The organism is Glutamicibacter sp. M10 (assembly GCF_025452055.1).
GTDB lineage: Bacteria > Actinomycetota > Actinomycetes > Actinomycetales > Micrococcaceae > Glutamicibacter.
In genome coordinates, this window is sequence record NZ_CP104918.1 from 3,344,032 (window position 1) to 3,362,753 (window position 18,722).

Consider the following 18,722-nt stretch of genomic DNA (forward strand, 5'->3'; position numbering starts at 1 on the left):
AGCAAGATAGATTTTTAGAAAAGAGAGCATCAAGAATGCAGGTACATAAGTACGACGTAGTCATCGTCGGTGCCGGTGGTGCAGGTATGCGCGCAGCGATCGAATCCGGTCAGCGTGCACGCACCGCAGTGCTAACCAAGCTTTACCCAACCCGCTCGCACACCGGTGCAGCCCAGGGTGGTATGTGTGCAGCACTTGCCAACGTCGAAGAAGACAACTGGGAATGGCACACCTTCGACACCGTTAAGGGTGGCGACTACCTGGTTGATCAGGACGCAGCAGAGGTTATGGCTAAGGAAGCCATCGACGCCGTGCTCGACCTGGAAAAGATGGGCTTGCCCTTCAACCGAACCCCAGAAGGCAAGATTGACCAGCGTCGCTTCGGTGGCCACACTCGCGACCACGGCAAAGCCGCCGTGCGCCGCGCTTGCTACGCAGCAGACCGCACCGGTCACATGATTCTGCAGACCCTGTACCAAAACTGCGTCAAGCACAACGTTGAGTTCTACAACGAGTTCTACGTACTTGACCTGTTGACCGTTGAAGAAGATGCTTACCGCGAGGACGGCACCGCCTACAAGCAGAAGCGTGTTGCTGGCGTTGTCTCCTACGACCTGGCTACCGGCGAACTGCACGTGTTCCAGGCAAAGTCGATCATCTTCGCAACCGGTGGTGCCGGCAAGGTCTTCAAGACCACCTCCAACGCACACACCTGACCGGTGACGGCATGGGCATTGCCTTCCGTAAGGGTCTTCCACTGGAAGACATGGAGTTTGTTCAGTTCCACCCAACCGGCTTGGCCGGCCTGGGCATCCTGCTCTCCGAAGCTGCTCGTGGCGAAGGCGCAATCCTGCGTAACTCCGACGGTGAGCGCTTCATGGAGCGCTACGCTCCAACCATCAAGGACTTGGCACCACGAGACATCGTGGCTCGTTCGATGGCTAACGAAGTGCGCGAAGGCCGCGGTTGCGGTCCTAACAAGGACTACGTCCTTCTGGATTTGACCCACCTGGAACCAGCACACATCGATGCCAAGCTTCCAGACATCACCGAGTTCGCTCGTACCTACCTGGGTGTGGAACCATACACCGAGCCAGTACCAGTGTTCCCAACCGCCCACTACGTCATGGGTGGCATGCCAACCAACATCGACGCAGAGGTACTGCAGGACAACAACACCGTTGTTCCAGGTCTGTACGCTGCCGGTGAGGTTGCTTGTGTATCGGTGCACGGATCGAACCGTCTGGGCACCAACTCGCTGTTGGACATCAACGTCTTTGGTAAGCGCGCCGGCATCTCGGCCGCTGAATACGCCAAGACCGCTGAATTTGTTGAACTGCCTGAAAACCCAGAGGTATTTGTTACCGAGCAGCTCTCGGCCCTGTTGGATTCCAACGGCACCGAGCGCGTTTCGGAATTGCGCACCATCTTGCAGGAGACCATGGACGCTAACGTCCAGGTATTCCGCGATGAGAACACCCTGAAGGAAGCCCGTGGCGTTGTTGAAGAACTGCGCACCCGCTACAAGAACATCGGCATCCAGGATAAGGGCAAGCGCTTCAACCTGGATCTGCTCGAAGCTGTAGAACTCGGCTTCCTGCTGGACTTGGCCGAGGTTATGATCGTCGCTGCCCTTCACCGCAAGGAATCCCGCGGCGGTCACTACCGCGAAGACTTCCCGAACCGTGATGACGAGAACTTCATGAAGCACTCGATGTCCTTCCGCGATGCCGACGCTATCACCGAAGACATCCGGGGTATCCGCATGGAAACCAAGCCGGTCATCTTTACCCGTTACCAGCCAATGGAGCGTAAGTACTAATGAGCACCGAACTGCCAGAACCCCCATCAAAAATTGAGCTGAAGCCTGGTGTTGGTGGCGGCGGAGAAATCCCTAGCTTCGACATCACCCTGCGCGTTCGCCGCTTCCTTCCAGAAGCCACCGCGGATGCTTACTGGGAAGACTTCAAGCTGACCATGTACGGCACCGACCGTGTGCTCGATGCCCTGCACAAGGTCAAGTGGGAGCACGACGGCTCGCTGTCCTTCCGCCGCTCCTGCGCGCACGGTGTGTGTGGCTCCGACGCGATGCGCATCAACGGCCGTAACCGCCTGGCCTGCAAGACCCTGCTCAAGGACCTTGACACCTCCAAGCCGATCACCGTTGAAGCCATCAAGGGCCTGCCCCTTGAAAAGGACCTCATCGTCGACATGGAACCGTTCTTCCAGTCCTACCGCGAGATCATGCCATTCTTGATCTCCAAGGGCCACGAACCAACCAAGGAACGCTACCAGTCCGCTGAGGACCACGCGAAGTTCGATGACACCACCAAGTGCATCCTGTGCGCCGCGTGCACCAGCTCCTGCCCAGTGTTCTGGACCGACGGTCAGTACTTCGGCCCAGCTGCGATCGTGAACGCACACCGCTTCATCTTCGACTCCCGCGATGATGCAGGCGACATGCGTCTGGAAATCCTGAACGACAAGGAAGGCGTGTGGCGTTGCCGCACCACCTTCAACTGCTCCGAAGCATGCCCACGTGGCATCCAGGTAACCAAGGCTATCGCCGAGGTTAAGCAGGCAATTCTCTCGCGCACCGTCTAAGGACGCGCCAAGAGGCCCGAACCATTGATGGTTCGGGCCTTTTTGCACCCCTTCAACTCCTGCGCGTGTCGTGGCATGATGGGCAGTACTCGCCCTTTCCCAATGCACCACAACGCGCAGGAGCAAAACATGGCCAGTGAACCAACATCGACAACCCAGGCAGGCATCCCGGCAGCCAGCGACCGCAACTCGCTGACCGTGGGCCCCAACGGGCCGATCGTGCTGCACGACCACCACCTGATCGAGACCCTGCAGCATTTCAACCGAATGAACGTGCCCGAACGCCGTCCGCACGCCAAGGGCGCCGGAGCCTTCGGAGAGTTCGAAACCACCGAAGATATCTCGGCGTACACCAAGGCGGCGCTGTTCCAGCCCGGGGTGAAAACCGAAGCACTGATGCGCTTCTCCACCGTCGCCGGCGAGCTGGGCTCACCGGACACCTGGCGCGATGTGCGCGGCTTCGCGATGAAGTTCTACACCACCGAAGGCAATTTCGATCTGGTCGGCAACAATACCCCGGTCTTCTTTGTCCGTGACCCGATGAAGTTCCCGCACTTCATCCGCTCGCAGAAGCGGCTTCCCGATTCCGGGTTGCGCGATGGCACAATGCAGTGGGACTTCTGGACGCAGAACCCCGAATCCGCCCACCAGGTCACCTACATCATGGGCCAGCGCGGCTTGCCCAAGACCTGGCGCGAGATGAACGGCTACGGCTCGCACACCTACATGTGGGTCAACGCAGCCGGCGAGAAGTTCTGGGTCAAGTACCACTTCCTGAACAAGCAGTCCGAGAAGTTCGAGACCATGAGCGGGGCACAGGCCGAGGAACTGGCCGGGGCCGACGCCGATTTCCACCGCCGCGACCTGTTCGAAGCGATCAAGGCCGGCAATTTCCCGCAGTGGGACCTGTACGTGCAGGTCATGCCGTACGAGGAAGCGAAGACCTACCGGTTCAACCCCTTCGATTTGACCAAGGTCTGGTCCAAGAAGGACTACCCGCGGATCAAGGTCGGCACCATGACGCTGAATAAGAACCCGGAGAATTTCTTCGCGCAGATCGAGCAGGCAGCCTTCTCCCCGGGAACATGGTCCCGGGCATGGGGATGAGCCCGGACAAGATGCTGCTGGGACGCAATTTCGCCTATGCTGACGCACAGCGCTACCGCATCGGCACCAATTTCCAGCAGCTGCCGGTGAACAAGCCCAAGTGCCCGGTGCACTCGTACAACTTCGAAGGGAATATGACCTACGAGCACACCGGCGATCGCAGCGTCTACGCGCCAAACTCCTTTGGGGACTCGTGGAGCGATGAAACCGGTCCGGCGGAGACTTCCTTCGAGTCCGACGGCGAACTGGTCCGCGAGGCCTACACGGTGCGCAAGGACGACGGGGACTTCGTCCAGCCCGGCATTCTGGTCCGCGAGGTGATGGATGATGCCCAGCGCGCCGAACTGGTCCAAACTGTCACCGGGGCGCTGGACGGGGTCATCGAACCGGTGCTGTCCAACGCGATCGAGTACTGGAAGAACATCGACGCGGACACCGGAGCGAAGATCGAGGCCAACGTCCGCCAGAAGTAAACCGCCAGTGAGCACAGAAAACGCCAGCCTTGAGGCTGGCGTTTTCTGCATGGCATTTTGGGAGCCTAGGAGCCCAATGCGATGTCCTCGCTGAAGTTCCAATCCCCGCCACGGGTATCGAACAAATGGATGCGATCCGCCGCGAAGGACAGATGCGCCTGACCCAACGCAGCCTCCGCGGCGTCCAATTGCCGCGCAGGCACGTTCTGGGCGATGGTCAGGTGCGGATGGTAGGCGAAGGCTGATTCGTGCCGCAGTGCGTCGCCCAGCAGCGCACGATGCAGCTTCCAGCATTCATCCGTGCCGGTTTCTAGCGGCAAGAAAACCACGTCACTGGCCGGCCGGAAGGTTCGAGCCGGACCCAGCTGGATGGTGAAAGGCTCCACCGTGGCTGCTACTCGGCGCACCTGGGCCGCCGCCTTCTCCCATGAATGCAGGTACGAGCCCGAGACCAAGGTGATATGTGGGGCGATGACCTCGGTCGCCGCTCCCCCGAATTCCCGGCGCCAGGCACGTAAAGTCTCCCGGTGCGGTTGTGGCACCGGGATCACTACGCCCAGGGTGTAAACCATCTGATTCCTAGATACCCAACGGCGGCAGGAAGCCGACCTTCTGGTATACGTCGGCCACGGTCTTCGAGGCGACTTCGCGGGCCTTGGTGGCACCGGCGAGCAGCAGGCGATCAAGCTCCGCAGGATCATCAAGCAGCTCTAGGGTGCGGGTGCGGACCGGGGTCAGCGCTTCCACCACGGCCTCGGCCACGGCCACCTTGAGGTGACCGTACATCTTGCCCTCAAACTCGTTGACCAGTTCCGGAACGTGCTTGCCGGTCACGGCGGCCAGGATATCAAGCAGGTTGGATACCCCAGGCTTTTCGGCCTTGTCATAAGCCACCACGGACCCGGCATCGGTGACCGCGGACTTGATGCGCTTGGCGATCAGCTTCGGTTCGTCGAGCACGTTGATCAGGCCAGCGGGCGACTCAGCCGACTTGGACATCTTGGACGTCGGGTTCTGTAGGTCATAAATGCGTGCGCCCTCTTTGGGAATGAAGGCCTCGGGCACGGTGAAGGTCTCACCAAATCGGTGGTTAAAGCGCTTGGCCAAGTCGCGAGCCAGTTCCACGTGCTGACGCTGATCATCGCCCACCGGCACGCCCTGTGGCTGGTAGAGCAAAATGTCCGCAGCCATCAGGATGGGGTAGGTGAATAGGCCCACGCTGGCGGCATCCGCGCCACCCTTGGAGGACTTGTCCTTAAACTGGGTCATCCGGCTGGCTTCGCCAAAGCCGGTGATGCAGTTGAGCACCCAGCCCAACTGTGCGTGCTCGGGCACCTGGGACTGGACAAACAAGGTGGACTTGTCCAGGTCAATGCCGCCAGCGATGTACTGGGCAGCGGTCACCCGGGTGCGAGTGCGCATCGCTTGTGGATCCTGCGGCGTGGTGATCGCGTGCATGTCCGGAATGAAGAAAAACGCCTCGTACTCGTCCTGGGCCTTAACCCAGTTGACCAGTGCGCCCAAGTAGTTGCCTAGGTGCAGCGAATCGGCCGATGGCTGCATGCCCGAGAGGACGCGAGAACGGTTGGTGTTCATTGTGGTTCCTTAGAACTGGTAGTCGACGACCAGCGGTGAGTGGTCGGAGAAGCGCAAATCGTAGGCCGAGGCACGGTCTACGTGGGACTTGATGGCCTTGTCGGCAAGGGCGGGGGTGGCCATGTGGTAGTCGATACGCCAACCTGCGTCGTTGTCGAAGGCCTGCCCACGGAAGGACCACCAGGTGTAGGGGCCCTGTGCATCGCCGGCGAGCTCGCGGGCCACGTCCTTGTAGCCCGTCTCACCGAAGAAGCCGTCAAAGTAGGCGATCTCCTCGTCCATCACACCGGCGCGCTTATTGTGGTTTGGCTTCCAGTTTTTGATGTCCTTCTCGGTGTGCACGACGTTCAGATCGCCCACCACCAGAACATGGTCCTTCTCATTTTTCAGCTCGACTAGGCGCACGTTCATGCGCTGCAAAAAGCGGTACTTATCTTCCTGCTTTTGCGTGCCCAGTTCGCCGGAGTGCACATAGGCGGAGACGACGGTGAAGATCTCGCCGTTGACCTCGAAGTCTGCTTCGACCCAACGGCCGGATTCTGCGAAGTACTCCTCGCCGATGTTTTCGCGCACGGCAACCGGTTGAAGGCGCGAGAGTACAGCCACGCCAGCGCGGCCCTTGTCCTTGGCTTCGGCGTGCAAAATGTGCCAGCCCTCGCCGATCAGATCGCGCAGGACTTGATCCGGTGCGCGCACTTCTTGCAGGCACAGGATGTCGACGTCGCGGGCGGCGATCCAGTCGGCCATATTGCGCTTGTAGGCGGCGCGAATGCCGTTGACGTTGACCGACGCAACGCGCAAAGCGCCGGCGTCCTTGCTCAGAATTTCCACGCTGGTAGGTATCACCTAACCAGCTTACAAAATTCTGCGACCAATTACGCGTTGATCACCTCTGAGCCGAATGAGAAAGGGCAACGCGTGTGCGTTGCCCCAAAGTGTTAGTCGATTATTTCGCCGTCCATCGGCTTGGCCGGCTTGATCATGTCCCGCGCATTGGCGGCGGTCATCTGGATTGTCTCCAGTGCCCGATCGATCATCGCCTCGGACTCCGGGCCGTTGGCCGCACGCTGTTCGGAGACCACGCGGGCCTGGACCTGGACGATCTTGAACGAGTGGTCCAGCTTCATATCGCGCTGGCTGGTGGACTCATCAACCACCACGGTGCCGGCCTGGGCACGCGGGGTGGCCGCGGCGGTGGCTTCACGCAAGGAGGTGTTGATCCGATCGGCCCCACGCTTGAGGCCGAACATCATGAAGGCGGCCAGCAGCAGCCAGCCAGCGGAAATCACGACAACAAACCAGCCGACGATCTCGTTGGAGTTGGCGGCGAAGACCACTGCCACCAGAAGAACGATGACCATAACGGCCATTGCCAATGTTGATGCGTTCAGGGAGATCTTCTTGCCCTGCTTCGCGCTGCTGCCTAGAGGTTCCATAGCACCAATTCTCGCACCACCTGCCCACCGCAAGCCAATTGGCGGCCCGCGCTTTCGCCCACAGCGTGGTTAGCCGAACAAGCTGTGCAGGTCCTGCCCGGAAAGGCATGCGCGAATGAGCAAGTATCCGCCGATGCCCACCACCCAGCCAAGGGTTTCCTGGGCGTAGGCCGAGGCTTTGGCCCCCATCTTCTGCATCCAGGCTTCGATGCGCGGGCCGGCGAGCGCACGGGCGCCAACCAGCACCAACGCCGGGACGATCATCACCAAGCAGTAGCCGATCAGCGCGAGCAGCTGCACGCTGGTGCCCCAGCCGGCACCCTGCATCACCCCGACGGCCGCCAGGTAGGGAAGCATCGTGGGCAGTTCCAAGAGGCCGGCGAACAGGGCCAGGGTAATCAACCCGGTGCGGGTATCCAGCGCAGTTCCCAAACGGCTGCGCAAGCGCCGCGGCACCTGGCCGGTTGCGTCCGCCGGGCTCGGTGCCGGTCCTTCAGGTGCCGCGCCGCTATGCGCGATGGCTTTCTTCCGTGCGCTGGCTTCCTTCTGCGCATCGGTGCGGTAGGTGAGCGCCCAGATGATCATCAGCGCCCCGACCGCCATTCCGGCCAGCCGGAAGATCCGGTGCTGGAAGATGCCGGGATCGATGAGCAGTAACCCGCTGCGCAGCAGCACCCCGACGATCCAGTAGAATCCGGCGATCACCAGCAGGTAGGCCAGGACCTTGGCAATGGCTTCGCGGCGCCCCCTGAGCAGCAGCCACAGCGGAATGACCAGGGTGCCGATGCTAGTCGAGTCGATCAGCGCCAGGATGAGAAGGGATAGTTCGGGATTGCTCGTCATGATGTCCATGGTTTCCACTGTTCCGCGCCCTGCCGATTCGCGGTATCGGCCAGTGGGCTGCGCTTTCTCCTCCTTAAGGGGATACCGGCGGGCAGCCAGTTCGGGGATGCTGGAAGCATGAACTTCATTCGGCGGATGGGCAGCGGAGACAAGGAACCCGAGGTCGTCGGCACCTATCTGGTGCTCACCGTCATCTTGCATCTTTCGGGACTGGCCAATCCCCCATGGTTCGCGATCCGCGGATACGAATGGATCGTCCTGCTGCTCATCGGCTTGGCCGCCGTGCTGGTCCGTCGCCGTTTTCTCGTAGCCAGCTCCGTGGCCATGCTGCTCGCCGGCGCCGGCCTGCTGGCCGTGGGCAGCATCGGCGGATACTTCCTGGTCTTCGAGTGCGTCTTCGGGCTGTTCCTGCTCGGTTCGGTCCGCACCCGAACGGTGGCGCTGGCGCTGCTGTGCCTGGCCGCCATCTCGCTGGCCATCGCCACCTGGCTAGGCACCCGGAATCCGCAGGAGGTGGTGCTGGTCCTGCTCATGGCCGGTTTCATCCTCTTCACGCCGATGCTCTGGGCGGAGAATGTGCGCACCGCGAAGGAACTGGCCCGGGCAGAAGCCCAGCGGGCAGAGGCTGTGCAGTCGGCGGCCGATGCACGCGAAGACCAGCTGGTCGCCGAGCACGACTTTTCTCGCGTCCAGGAGCGCACCGCGTTGGCCCGCGAGATGCATGACGTGCTCTCGGCCCGGTTCTCGTCGATCGCCCTGCTTTCCGGCGCCCTGCTTCCGGCCGCACCCCGGCTGCGCGGGCACCGTTGCAGAGCATCCGCGATGAGTCGGTTTCCGGCTTGGAGGACATGGCCGCAATGGTGCGGATGCTGCATGCCGGCGGCCCTGCGCTGCAGGCGCGGATCGAGGACCTGCCCGAGCTGGTGGCCGGATTCGGCAGCCCGGTGCGCTGGGAGTACCGGGTGGCGCATCCGCAGCGCTTCGGCCCGGCGGTGCATACCGCCGCGCACCGCACGGTCTGCGAGCTGCTGGTCAACCACGCCAAGCATGCCCCGAGCACTACCCTGGAACTTAGCGTGATCCAGGAGAAGGGCCTGGCGATCACGGCGAGCAACGGGCTGCGCCAGGACGCCGGCCGCGCCCCCGGAGCGGGGACCGGGCTGGAGAATATCCGGACCCGAGTCGCCGCGCTCGATGGGCGGTTCGAGGTGCGCACCGGCCCGGATTTCGAGGTGCGCGTGGAATTCCCCGGACCAATTGAAGCAATGGAGAAGCCGTGAAAGTCCTGATCGTCGATGACCATGCCACCGTGCGCATGGGGATCCGGCTGGTGCTGCAGGCCGCGGAAGACCTGGAAGTCGTGGGCGAAGCGGCCGACGGGCGATCGGCCATTTCCATGGCCCGTGCCCTGTCCCCCGACGTCATCCTGATGGACCTGCGCATGCCGGTGCTCGATGGCATCGAGGCCACCAAGGCGCTGCATGGCAGCTGCCGCGTCGTGGTGCTCACGACCTTCGATGACGACCAGTACCTTTTGGCGCGCTGCAGGCCGGGGCGCACGGGTTCCTGCTCAAGAGCGCCGAACCGCAGGCGATCATCATGGGCGTGCGTGCCGCCGGCCGCGGCGAATCGGTGCTGGATCCGCAGGTGACTGCGCGGATTCTGGCCCGGGCGCTGGCGCCGGAGCCCGGCACCGCGAAGCTGCCTGATGGCTTGACCGGCAGGGAACGCGAGGTGCTCGACGGGTTGGCCGAAGGGCTGAGCAACCCGCAATTGGCGCAGCGGCTGGGCATCGGGCAGAGCACCGTGAAGACGCATGTCTCCCAGGTGCTGGCCAAGCTCGGAGTCTCGACCCGGCTGCAGGCGGCGAAGATCGCCTACGCGGCTACCAGCTCACCAAACAGAACGGATGATCCTGCGGGTCTAGGTACACCCTGAAGGTCTTGGTTCCCTCACCGGTGACCTTGGCGCCCAAGTGCAGCACCTGTTCTTCGGCCAGATCCAGATCGTCGACTTTCACATCAAGATGGACTTGTTGTGGGTGCACGTGCCCGGGCCATTGCGGCGCAACATAGGGGCTGACGGCTTGGAACGCGAGCGCCGGGCGGTCCGGGGCATCGCCGATCGACACCCAGTCGGGCTCATTGTCGATCCTCACCATGCCTAAGAGCTGTTCGTAAAATGTGGCCAGTGCATCGGGGTCTTCACAATCGATGACCGTGGCCTGCCATGTGCCAATCATGGCCCCATTATGCGCGTGTGTGCTCCGTGCGTCTACCAGGATTCAGCCATTGCGCAGGTGCAGTGATCGATCAGTGCTTGCACTCGCGCGGGTATGCGCATGCCGCGCGGGGTGATGGCGACTACCGCGTTGGGATAGTTGGGTGCTTTGAGTTCGCGGAAGGCTAACTCCCGACCCTCCACCGAGACCTCGGCGTTATTGGGGCGGCGCATCAGTAACCCATAACCCAGCCCGCGGCCGACCATGGCAGAAACCAAAATCATCTGCGGCACGGACGCGACAATTTTGGGCGTCAGGCCTTGGGAGGCGAAGAGCTGCATCTGGTAATCGGTGCTGGGCTCGGACTCATACATGATTAGCGATTCATCGGCGAGATCTGCCAATTCTAGGGGCCGCTTAAGTTTGGCCAGCCGGTGCTCGGGGTGCAGCACTACTTGCATTTCTGTGCGGTAGATCTGTTGTTTATCCAGTTCCGCGGGCAGCGCCAGATCGTAGACAAAAGCAACATCCAGCTCGCCGGTGCGCAGCGCGGGCAGTAATTGATCATGGGTTCCTACCCGCACTTCTAGCTGCACGGCCGGATGGTCGAAGCCTTGCAGGGTGGCCGGAATTAGGTGCGGTGAGAGTGAGGCGAAGCAACCAAAACGGACCGGCCCGCGCAGTTTGCCGTCGCTTTGCGGGAAGGTTGCACTCAGCTCGCCGACCTCAGTCATGATTTTTCTGGCCCTCGTCGCGAAGTGGTGCCCGGAGGCGGTGAGGCTAAAGCCGTGGGCCTTGCGACGCAGGCATAAGCTCTCGCCAGCTAGGCGTTCGATCGTGGTAATCGCTTGGGACAACGCCGATTCGGAGATCCGTAGTTCGCTGGCCGCCGAGCCGAGGGTTGTGTGCCCGGGTAGCTCGGCCATGATTTCCAAATGGCGCATCGAATACATAAGCTCACCTTCAGAAGTTGTGCATAAATTTGAAGTTTACCTTACCTGTATCCACTGTCACACTGAAGTTATCCACAACTCAGGGTCGAGTGACAGGTGTCCGAGCCCCCGCTCGCAAGGGAAGCTTCATGACAACAGCACACGCCATCAAGGCGAACCAACGACGCGTCGCCTTCGCCACCGTCATCGGCACCACCGTGGAGTGGTACGACTTCTTCATCTACGCCACCGCCGCCGACTTGGTCTTCTCCAAGCTCTTCTTTGAACCCGCAGGCCAGGAGATTGCGCTGCTGATCTCCTTCGCCTCGGTAGGCCTATCCTTCCTCTTCCGCCCACTCGGTGCGTTTTTGGCCGGGCACTTTGGCGACAAAATCGGCCGCCGGGCCATGCCGGTACTCACCCTGGCGCTGATGGGTGCCTACACCACGCTGATCGGCGTTCTGCCGACCTACGAAACCGCTGGACTATGGGCGCCGGTGCTGCTCTTGTTATTGCGCATCTTGCAGGGTGTCTCGGCCGGTGGCGAATGGGGCGGAGCGGTGCTCATGGCGGTGGAGCACGCACCCGAAGGCCACCGAGGCCGAAATGGTTCCTACCCGCAGGTTGGCGTGCCGCTGGGCATGCTGCTCGCCTCGGGCACCATGGCACTGATGACCGGGGTGGTTTCTCCGGGCGACGCGTTTATGGCCTGGGGCTGGCGAGTGCCATTCCTCGTCTCGATTGTGCTGATCCTGGTGGGCTACTTTGTCCGCCGGTCCGTGGACGAGTCCCCGGTGTTCGAGGAGATCGCCGAGCACAAGGCGCAGACCAAGGTACCGGTCTTGGTGCTGTTCAAAAAACACTGGCCGCTGGTCATCGTCGCCGCGCTGGTATTTGCCGGCAACAATGCCGCCGGGTACATGACCACCGGCGGGTTCTTCCAGTCCTACACCACCAACCCAGAAGGCCCCATTGGCCTGGAGCGCACCGATGTGCTGGTGGCGGTGGCCTTTGGTGCCGCGATCTGGCTGGTCATGACGCTGGTGGCCGGGCTGCTGTCAGATAAGATCGGCCGCAAGCGCACCTACCAGCTGGGCTTCATCGTCTTGGCGCTTTCGCTATTCCCGGTTTTTGCCCTCGTGAACACCGGCTCCTTGGGACTGCTCTACGTAGCCTTCGGGCTGTTCTCCATCGGCCTGGGTCTGACCTACGGCCCGCAGGCGGCGCTGTACTCCGAGCTCTTCCCTCCTCGGTGCGTTTCTCCGGCGTCTCGATCTCCTACCCGATCGGAGCGATCGTCGGCGGCGCGTTTGCACCGACGATCGCTCAAGCGCTGGTCCAAGCTACCGGTGGCACTACCGCGGTGGCCGTGTACCTGCTGATTGTGGTGGCGGTATCCTTCACCGCGGTCTCGCTGATTCGCGATCGCAGCGGCATCGATTTGTCCTTCCGCAACCAGGCCGAGCAGGAAGTTGGTGCGCTGGTATTTGACAAGCGCCGTGCTGAACCGGTGAAGGCGACACAAAAGGTCTAATCCCTTAAACACTTCAGGGCCCGCTCTTGGCGGGCCCTGAAGTGTTTTAACGGTTATTTCTTGGTGCGCAGGACCTCAAGTCGCTGCCGGTACTCGGTATCGTCGATCTCCCCGCGGGCGTAGCGCTCGCGCAAAACCCCTTCTGCACCTCCGGGGCCTTGGTGCTGCCAGCGGCGGCGTTTGATGGTGAAGATCAGCAAACCAATTACCAGGAACCAGAAAATCGGGAAGAACCAGAACGGGCCTGGTCCGTAGGTTGCCGCATGGGCGAGAACTGTCGGGAACATCGTGAAACTCCTTGGTGGATGTGTGGGACCTTAGGTCCTGATATATCCACTGTCCCGCGATTGACCCCGCCGACACATCCGCCCATGGAAGACACTTCGAGCTGTCCAGATACTCCCGGAGCAGGCTCTATGTCCACTAATACGTGTATCTCTCGGCACCACGCTGGTTGATGCGGGCCACCGTGCCTGGGATGGTGAAAATGTCGATAATCAGCAAGACCCAGAGCACGCCCAATGGCACCCAGCCGATCAGGATGAAGGTTGTGGCCCAACCAATGATGCCCAAGGCCAGGTAAACGATGCCGGCAACAACCTGACCAAGGTAGAACTTGTGGATACCAAGCTGGCCGAGGAAGAACCACAGCACGTACGCGACAAGCGTGTTCTTTTGGTTCACAACAACAATGTGGTTGTTGACCTGGATGGGTTGTTGTTGGTGCTCGTAGGGGCGCTGTGGCTGTCCGCCTGGATATTCGCTCATGATTCCCTCGCTGAAGTGTGTTGAGTGATTACCTCATTTTATCCGACAGCTTGAGAATTGATGCTCAACCGAGCGTAAGTTACGCGTCGTCTAGTGCATCACCGGGCGTGATCAAACCGGATTCGTAGGCCAGCACCACCAACGAAGTGCGATCACGCACGCCCAGCTTGCCAATGATTCGTGAAACATGGGTTTTTGCGGTCAGCGGGGTGATAAAAAGTGCCGCAGCGATCTCCGCGTTGGTCTTTCCGGTGCCGATCTGCACCAGTACTTCACGTTCCCGGGTGGTGAGCTCGGCCAAACGAGGATCGACAGGAAGTTTCTTGTGTGTGCCCGTAGCGATTTGGCTCAGCAGCGTGCGGGTGACGCTGGGCGAAAGCAGCGAATCCCCGCCAGCTACGATGCGGACCGCCTCAATGAGCTGGGCTGGTTCGGTGTCCTTGACCAGAAATCCGCTGGCTCCAGCACGGATCGAATCCAAAATGTAGTCTTCAAGTTCAAAGGTGGTCAGCATGATCACCCGGGTGGGCAGTTCGGCGGTAATCTGGGCGGTCGCAGTAATGCCATCACCGTGGGGCATACGGATATCCATCAGCACGATATCCGGTTTGGTGGCGCGCGCAAGCTGCACAGCCTCGGTGCCACTACCGGCTGAACCAAGCACCGACATGTCAGCCTCGGCTTCCAACAATGCGCTGAAACCGGCACGAATTAGCGACTGGTCGTCGACTATTAATACGCGGATGCTCATGATTTCTCCTGGTGTGCTGGCGGGGCCGGGATAAGGGCGGTGATACGGGCGCCGGGGGTGGAGCCGGGCAAGTCGCTGGTGTCCAAACTGACGGTCCCGCCTAGGGACTGGACCCGCTCGCGCAATCCTCGTAGGCCATTACCTTCTTCCGCGTCGCCCAGACCGATCCCGTTGTCGGTCACACTCACCTGCGCCTTCGTCTCGGTGAGTTGCACAGCCACCTCAATCTGGCTGGCCTGGGCGTGACGCACCACGTTAGTCAGCGATTCCTGCACCACCCGGTAAATGGTGTTCTCCACTTTTTCATCCACCCAGTCGGGCTCTTTATCCGGCGGCGAGTAGTGCGTTTGGAGCCCGGTAAGTCCCGAGAGCAATTCTGGAATTTGTTCCAAGCGCTGACTCGGGATGCGCGGCGCGTCCTGGCGAAGCACCGAGAGGACCTGACGCACATCTGCCAGCGACTGGGCAGAGCCGTCCTTGATATTGGACAAGGCTTCGAGCAGCTTGGCCGAATCGGGATCCTTCTGCGCTAAATGCAAGGCGACCGAGGCCTGCACGTTGATCATCGACAGGGAGTGTGCCACCACATCGTGAATGTCGCGGGCGATTGCCAACCGTTCCTGATCGGCCTGATGCTTAAGCTGTTCGGCTGCGGCCCGTCGACGCTCAACCCGGCGCAACCGGCCGGCTCTGGCCAGTTCCCCGCCGAGCAACAAGACGACCAGCCAGAGCAGACCGAAGTACTGCGATTCACCCCGCCAGAGGGAAATTCCGAGGATCCCGGCGGCAAAAGCAGCAGCCGAACCCCACGCCCACCACCGAGCCCGGGAGACTAGTGCGAGCACCAATCCGATGGCCAGGGACACCGCAAAGGGACCGTTGGGAAAACCGGCCGCCACGTAGGCCAAGGTCATCGCCGCACATCCGGCCACGGTGAGTCCGGGAGCCCGGCGCCGTAAAACCAAAAACGCTGGTCCGGCCAGCAAAAGAAGCAGGGCCGGCACAGTGAAGTCAGCGCCCTGACGCAATGAAGCAACATGCGTTCCGAAAACTTGGAGGACGGCGATCACCAGCGGAAGGAATAACAGTGGAGGCCGCCGACGGGTAGTCATAGTACCGAGAATACTCGCGGTGCCTGCCATCGGCATGCTGCCCGCGGTGGTCAGGTGACTACTCCCCTAGGAGTACGCCCGGGTGCGATACACCCAATTACTACAACGCCTGTGTCGGGCGAGAAATTTGGCCGAACCGGTCAAGGCGACACCGGACGCGCAGTCGTTGTCCTCTTGGCAGGCGCAAGGCCCCGGCAATTTTTGCCGGGGCCTTGGTTATACCGAAAGGGCAGCTTCAGCCGGGCGACCGCGGGTTACTCGCACTGCTGGGATCAGCATCGAGCCCATGGTTAGCACCACGGTGAACGCGACCAGCGCTAGGTAGAGCCACGGCGAACCTGCCGGCAACACGCTGCCCAATCGTTCCACGCTGACCGGAACCACAATCAGTCCGGCAGCCAGGGTGCCGATCGCGGTGGCGCACAGTGCGACGATGCCACCTTCAATACTGACCATCTGCAGCACCTGTTTGCGGGTTGCACCGGCCAAGCGTTGCACCCCGAATTCTCGGCGGCGCACAATCATGCTCGAAGCCAGCGTGTTGATGACCGTGATCGCAGCGTAGCCGGCAACCATCAGGACCATAATGTACAGCGCGAAGTTCGCCGTATGCTTCTGTTGGTCGTACTCGGCCAGCAGTGCCTCGCTGCCCGAAACCGTCAGATCTTGCCCGGCGGCCCACTGGTTCAAGCGCTGCATAAGCTCTTGTTCTGAGACCCCCTCGGCGGAAATCAGTGCGCGGGTGATGCCGCGGGTGGTGTGTTCGGCCAGGGTATCGGCCGGCAACAGCAGGCTGTTATAGCCGGCCGGGGCAGTGAACAAACCTGCAACCTCAAATTCGTCAGCGGTACGGTCCCCCAGCCGCAGCGTAATGTGATCCCCTGGTTGCACCCCAAGTTCTGCCGCGTGCTGCTCTTCGATGGCCACGCGCTGACCTTCAAAGTTCTGAATTTCCCCGGTGGCCGCGGTAACCCTCTGGATTCCACCGGCGCTAACTCCCACGAGGGTCCATCCCTCAGAGGTCTTGTGAGGCGACTCAATAAAACCGGTGCTCTGCACATAAGGTGAGGCAAAAACCCCGGGAATTTCATTAAGCTGGGCGACCTGTTCTGGGCTGAGCTTATCGCCTTCCACCACCGCGTCGGCCACCACGGTGCTAGCGAAACTCTGCCGATCGGCAGCGTCATTGGTGGACTGCAGGTAGAGCAATCCAGTAGATACGCCGGTCAGCAAGATAACTGGGGCCATTACCGCAGCCATCCGGCCGCCACCGCGGGCGTTGAGCACCGCAAGCTGCCCGGTAATCCCGCCCAAGGCCAACGCCGGCCACTGCACCACAAAGGTGCACACCTTGGCCAGTACCGGGGAAATCAGCGCGAAGCCCACCGCGAGCAGCAGGACTGCCGGGGCACCGGTGGCCGCCATCAGCGGACCTGCCATGCTTAGGGTGACTATGGTTGCGGCGAGGCCCGCAGCCAATACTCCGGCGCCAACCAGCAGCCGAGTTTTTCCGTTGTTCTGGCCCTCGGATTCGGCCAGCGCCTGGGTGGGCTTGATGTCCGCCGCACGCTTGCCGGCACTGAGCGCACCGGCCAACGCTGCAATTAACGCAACCGCCATGGCGCACACCGTGGGGATCCATCCCTGGTGGAAGACCAGTGAGTCGGCGGCAATCCCCTGGTTTTTGAGCAACCCGAACATTCCCTGTCCCAGCACCTGTCCCGGTGCTACGGCCAGGGCTGCGGCGACCAACGCCAGCAGTAGGGTCTCCCGGAATACCAAGGAGCGGACCTGCTTGGGGGTGGCACCGATGGCGCGCAGTAGGGCCAGATCGCGCTGGCGCTGGGTGATGGACAGGGCGAGCATGGAGCTGACACCGAAGATCGAAACCAGTAACGCGAAGGCGGTGAAGACCCCGGCGAGCGCCATCACGGTGCTGCCGCTAGCTTTGGCTTGACCGTGTTCGGCCTGACCGCGTTCGGCCCCGGTGAGTGTGATGGCTTCCGGGTCGACGGTGTCGATCAATTCACGCAATTGTGCTAGGTCTGTGCCGGGAGTCGCGAGCACGCTGAGCGCGTCGATCTTTCCGGCCGGAGCTGGCGCATCAAAAATGTGTGCCTCAACGTGTTGCACCCCGGGCAGCGCCTGGATTGTGGCCTGTAGGTCGGCATCGATCCGCACACGTTCGGGAAGGATCGCCGGTTCATCGGGGTCTTGGCCGGTACCAAAGTACTCCTGGTTTCCGGCCACTACTAGGTCAGCGGAAGCCAGCTGTCCTGGGGTCACCGCGGTGCGGATCCCAGTTTCGATCAAACCGCCACAGCCCATCAGGATCAGCGCGGCGAAAAACATAGCGGCAAAGGCCGCCATGAATGAACCGGTACGAAAGCGCAGAGTGCGCAGAGCAAGTTGCAGCATTAGTTTGCCGCCTGGTTGAATGCAGACTCACCTAGATGGGTCAGTCGCTCGGCGACCGCTTCCGGTGTGGGGTTCTCTAGCTCACCGGCCAGCTGCCCGTCGGCCAAGAAGATCACCCTGTCAGCATAGGAAGCTGCCACCGGGTCATGGGTAACCATGATGATGGTGCGCCCTTGCACCTGGGCCGAATGCTGCAAGAGGCTCAGGATTTCTCGTGCACTACCGGTATCCAGCGCACCGGTCGGTTCATCGGCGAAAATCACCGCCGGTTCGCTAATGAGAGCCCGAGCGATGGCGACGCGCTGCTGTTGGCCGCCGGAAAGTTCTGCGGGCCGGTGGTTTTTGCGCTGGGTCAGGCCCACCTGCTCCAGCACATTATTCAGCTGCGCCCGGCTGGGTTTGCGACCGGCCAGGCGCAGTGGCAGGGCCGCATTCTGCTGCACGGTGAGCACTGGCAGCAGGTTGTAGGACTGGAAAACGAAGCCGATCCGTTCCCGGCGCAACTCACTGAGCGCGGTCTCATCGAGTCCACTAATTTCCTGTTCTTCTAAGTACACCGTGCCCGAGGTTGGCTGGTCCAACCCGGCGGCACATTGCAAGAAGGTACTCTTGCCTGAGCCCGAAGGTCCCATCAGTGCGGTGAAAGACCCCTTCGTGAATTGCATCGACACATTGTGCAGGGCGGCCACCTCCTGCTCGCCTTTGCCATAAACCTTGCTGACCGATTCCAGTCGCACCGTATTCATTGTTCTCCTTGAGTTGTTCCTTGGCACTTCATCCAGCATTCCAGCGGGCCGGATTTAGCACATCGTGCTCAGCAACTGGATTGTGGCTAGTGCTTACGCAGTAGCTCAGCGCGCTCCTAGTGCATCTGCACTAATTTGTTCGCCTCAGGCAGTTGGCGCGCTGTACGCAGGGATTCGTGGG

General features: G+C 61.4%; 18 protein-coding genes and 3 pseudogenes. 8 read left to right on the forward strand and 13 right to left on the reverse strand.

From position 1 onward, the window contains the following. Nucleotides 1-35 precede the first annotated feature (35 nt). The 3 genes and pseudogenes from sdhA (at nucleotide 36) to N6V40_RS16215 (ending at nucleotide 4,184) form a co-directional block, all read left to right on the forward strand. A pseudogene (gene sdhA, locus N6V40_RS16205) lies at nucleotides 36-1,822 on the forward strand (succinate dehydrogenase flavoprotein subunit). Then, nucleotides 1,822-2,604: a succinate dehydrogenase iron-sulfur subunit gene (locus tag N6V40_RS16210; protein ID WP_131090214.1), complete on the forward strand. Its 783-nt coding sequence runs from the start codon at nucleotides 1,822-1,824 to the stop codon at nucleotides 2,602-2,604. The pseudogene sdhA and the gene N6V40_RS16210 overlap by 1 nt, the downstream one beginning before the upstream one ends. 129 nt (nucleotides 2,605-2,733) lie before the next feature. After that, a pseudogene (locus N6V40_RS16215) lies at nucleotides 2,734-4,184 on the forward strand (catalase). 65 nt (nucleotides 4,185-4,249) lie between these two features. Here the strand turns inward: N6V40_RS16215 and N6V40_RS16220 are convergent. The 5 genes from N6V40_RS16220 to N6V40_RS16240 all read right to left on the reverse strand — a co-directional run bounded on the left by N6V40_RS16220 (nucleotide 4,250) and on the right by N6V40_RS16240 (nucleotide 8,068). Then, nucleotides 4,250-4,756, reverse strand: a complete 507-nt coding sequence (locus N6V40_RS16220) for a 2'-5' RNA ligase family protein (RefSeq protein WP_165477367.1) — start codon at nucleotides 4,754-4,756, stop codon at nucleotides 4,250-4,252. A 7-nt stretch (nucleotides 4,757-4,763) separates the two neighbouring features. Continuing rightward, the gene (gene trpS, locus N6V40_RS16225; RefSeq protein ID WP_262198228.1) at nucleotides 4,764-5,780 is read right to left on the reverse strand and encodes a tryptophan--tRNA ligase; all 1,017 of its coding nucleotides are present in this window, start codon (nucleotides 5,778-5,780) and stop codon (nucleotides 4,764-4,766) included. 9 nt (nucleotides 5,781-5,789) lie between these two features. Then, entirely contained in the window at nucleotides 5,790-6,626 is an 837-nt protein-coding gene (locus N6V40_RS16230) for an exodeoxyribonuclease III (protein WP_131090218.1), read from the reverse strand. A 92-nt stretch (nucleotides 6,627-6,718) separates the two neighbouring features. Continuing rightward, a complete protein-coding gene (locus tag N6V40_RS16235) occupies nucleotides 6,719-7,216 on the reverse strand; it encodes a hypothetical protein (RefSeq protein WP_262198229.1) in 498 nt (165 codons plus the stop codon). Between the two features lie 69 nt (nucleotides 7,217-7,285). Further along, nucleotides 7,286-8,068: a GAP family protein gene (locus N6V40_RS16240; RefSeq protein WP_262199767.1), complete on the reverse strand. Its 783-nt coding sequence runs from the start codon at nucleotides 8,066-8,068 to the stop codon at nucleotides 7,286-7,288. 108 nt (nucleotides 8,069-8,176) lie between these two features. Between N6V40_RS16240 and N6V40_RS16245 the strand changes: the two genes are divergently transcribed. The 4 genes from N6V40_RS16245 to N6V40_RS17490 are packed head-to-tail and all read left to right on the forward strand — an operon-like array spanning nucleotide 8,177 to nucleotide 9,997. Further along, complete coding sequence (locus N6V40_RS16245; protein ID WP_262198230.1) at nucleotides 8,177-9,139, forward strand: sensor histidine kinase; 963 nt, start codon at nucleotides 8,177-8,179, stop codon at nucleotides 9,137-9,139. Further along, nucleotides 9,136-9,339: a hypothetical protein gene (locus N6V40_RS16250; protein WP_262198231.1), complete on the forward strand. Its 204-nt coding sequence runs from the start codon at nucleotides 9,136-9,138 to the stop codon at nucleotides 9,337-9,339. The genes N6V40_RS16245 and N6V40_RS16250 overlap by 4 nt, the downstream gene beginning before the upstream one ends. Then, nucleotides 9,336-9,710: a response regulator gene (locus tag N6V40_RS17485; protein ID WP_315973720.1), complete on the forward strand. Its 375-nt coding sequence runs from the start codon at nucleotides 9,336-9,338 to the stop codon at nucleotides 9,708-9,710. The genes N6V40_RS16250 and N6V40_RS17485 overlap by 4 nt, the downstream gene beginning before the upstream one ends. Next, nucleotides 9,659-9,997 carry a helix-turn-helix domain-containing protein gene (locus N6V40_RS17490; protein WP_315973721.1) on the forward strand — a complete coding sequence of 113 codons (339 nt, stop codon included), beginning with the start codon at nucleotides 9,659-9,661 and terminating at the stop codon, nucleotides 9,995-9,997. The genes N6V40_RS17485 and N6V40_RS17490 overlap by 52 nt, the downstream gene beginning before the upstream one ends. On the opposite strand, the gene N6V40_RS16260 is transcribed toward N6V40_RS17490, so the two are convergent. After that, on the reverse strand, nucleotides 9,945-10,301 hold the full coding sequence (locus N6V40_RS16260) for a VOC family protein (RefSeq protein ID WP_262198232.1): 357 nt from the start codon (nucleotides 10,299-10,301) through the stop codon (nucleotides 9,945-9,947). The two genes, N6V40_RS17490 and N6V40_RS16260, sit on opposite strands and share 53 nt — an antisense overlap. A 32-nt stretch (nucleotides 10,302-10,333) precedes the next feature. Continuing rightward, a complete protein-coding gene (locus N6V40_RS16265; RefSeq protein WP_262198234.1) occupies nucleotides 10,334-11,233 on the reverse strand; it encodes a LysR family transcriptional regulator in 900 nt (299 codons plus the stop codon). 128 nt (nucleotides 11,234-11,361) lie between these two features. Between N6V40_RS16265 and N6V40_RS16270 the strand changes: the two are divergent. After that, nucleotides 11,362-12,746 (forward strand): annotated as a pseudogene (locus N6V40_RS16270) (MFS transporter). A gap of 53 nt (nucleotides 12,747-12,799) precedes the next feature. Here the strand turns inward: N6V40_RS16270 and N6V40_RS16275 are convergent. The 6 genes from N6V40_RS16275 to N6V40_RS16300 form a co-directional block, all read right to left on the reverse strand. Then, the gene (locus tag N6V40_RS16275; RefSeq protein WP_262198235.1) at nucleotides 12,800-13,033 is read right to left on the reverse strand and encodes an SHOCT domain-containing protein; all 234 of its coding nucleotides are present in this window, start codon (nucleotides 13,031-13,033) and stop codon (nucleotides 12,800-12,802) included. Nucleotides 13,034-13,169: 136 nt separating this feature from the next. Next, entirely contained in the window at nucleotides 13,170-13,514 is a 345-nt protein-coding gene (locus N6V40_RS16280) for a TM2 domain-containing protein (protein ID WP_262198236.1), read from the reverse strand. 79 nt (nucleotides 13,515-13,593) lie between these two features. Beyond that, the gene (locus N6V40_RS16285) at nucleotides 13,594-14,265 is read right to left on the reverse strand and encodes a response regulator (RefSeq protein WP_262198237.1); all 672 of its coding nucleotides are present in this window, start codon (nucleotides 14,263-14,265) and stop codon (nucleotides 13,594-13,596) included. Next, the gene (locus tag N6V40_RS16290; protein ID WP_262198238.1) at nucleotides 14,262-15,377 is read right to left on the reverse strand and encodes a sensor histidine kinase; all 1,116 of its coding nucleotides are present in this window, start codon (nucleotides 15,375-15,377) and stop codon (nucleotides 14,262-14,264) included. The genes N6V40_RS16285 and N6V40_RS16290 overlap by 4 nt, the downstream gene beginning before the upstream one ends. A gap of 216 nt (nucleotides 15,378-15,593) precedes the next feature. Next, nucleotides 15,594-17,795, reverse strand: a complete 2,202-nt coding sequence (locus tag N6V40_RS16295) for an ABC transporter permease (protein ID WP_262198239.1) — start codon at nucleotides 17,793-17,795, stop codon at nucleotides 15,594-15,596. Further along, nucleotides 17,795-18,541 (reverse strand): ABC transporter ATP-binding protein, encoded by a 747-nt coding sequence (locus N6V40_RS16300; protein ID WP_262198240.1) that lies wholly within the window; start codon nucleotides 18,539-18,541, stop codon nucleotides 17,795-17,797. Before N6V40_RS16300 ends, N6V40_RS16295 begins: the two co-directional genes overlap by 1 nt. Nucleotides 18,542-18,722 lie beyond the last annotated feature (181 nt).

Excerpts from the sequence above, each read along its gene's own strand:
- N6V40_RS16245 (WP_262198230.1), top strand. The coding sequence starts at position 8,177 with ATGAACTTCATTCGGCGGATGGGCAGCGGAGACAAGGAACCCGAGGTC.
- N6V40_RS17490 (WP_315973721.1), top strand. The coding sequence starts at position 9,659 with ATGGGCGTGCGTGCCGCCGGCCGCGGCGAATCGGTGCTGGATCCGCAG.
- N6V40_RS16265 (WP_262198234.1), bottom strand. The coding sequence starts at position 11,233 with ATGTATTCGATGCGCCATTTGGAAATCATGGCCGAGCTACCCGGGCAC.
- N6V40_RS16235 (WP_262198229.1), bottom strand. The coding sequence starts at position 7,216 with ATGGAACCTCTAGGCAGCAGCGCGAAGCAGGGCAAGAAGATCTCCCTG.
- N6V40_RS16220 (WP_165477367.1), bottom strand. The coding sequence starts at position 4,756 with ATGGTTTACACCCTGGGCGTAGTGATCCCGGTGCCACAACCGCACCGG.
- trpS (WP_262198228.1), bottom strand. The coding sequence starts at position 5,780 with ATGAACACCAACCGTTCTCGCGTCCTCTCGGGCATGCAGCCATCGGCC.
- N6V40_RS16300 (WP_262198240.1), bottom strand. The coding sequence starts at position 18,541 with ATGAATACGGTGCGACTGGAATCGGTCAGCAAGGTTTATGGCAAAGGC.
- N6V40_RS16240 (WP_262199767.1), bottom strand. The coding sequence starts at position 8,068 with ATGGACATCATGACGAGCAATCCCGAACTATCCCTTCTCATCCTGGCG.
- N6V40_RS16280 (WP_262198236.1), bottom strand. The coding sequence starts at position 13,514 with ATGAGCGAATATCCAGGCGGACAGCCACAGCGCCCCTACGAGCACCAA.
- N6V40_RS16295 (WP_262198239.1), bottom strand. The coding sequence starts at position 17,795 with ATGCTGCAACTTGCTCTGCGCACTCTGCGCTTTCGTACCGGTTCATTC.
- N6V40_RS16290 (WP_262198238.1), bottom strand. The coding sequence starts at position 15,377 with ATGACTACCCGTCGGCGGCCTCCACTGTTATTCCTTCCGCTGGTGATC.
- N6V40_RS16260 (WP_262198232.1), bottom strand. The coding sequence starts at position 10,301 with ATGATTGGCACATGGCAGGCCACGGTCATCGATTGTGAAGACCCCGAT.
- N6V40_RS16285 (WP_262198237.1), bottom strand. The coding sequence starts at position 14,265 with ATGAGCATCCGCGTATTAATAGTCGACGACCAGTCGCTAATTCGTGCC.
- N6V40_RS16210 (WP_131090214.1), top strand. The coding sequence starts at position 1,822 with ATGAGCACCGAACTGCCAGAACCCCCATCAAAAATTGAGCTGAAGCCT.
- N6V40_RS16275 (WP_262198235.1), bottom strand. The coding sequence starts at position 13,033 with ATGTTCCCGACAGTTCTCGCCCATGCGGCAACCTACGGACCAGGCCCG.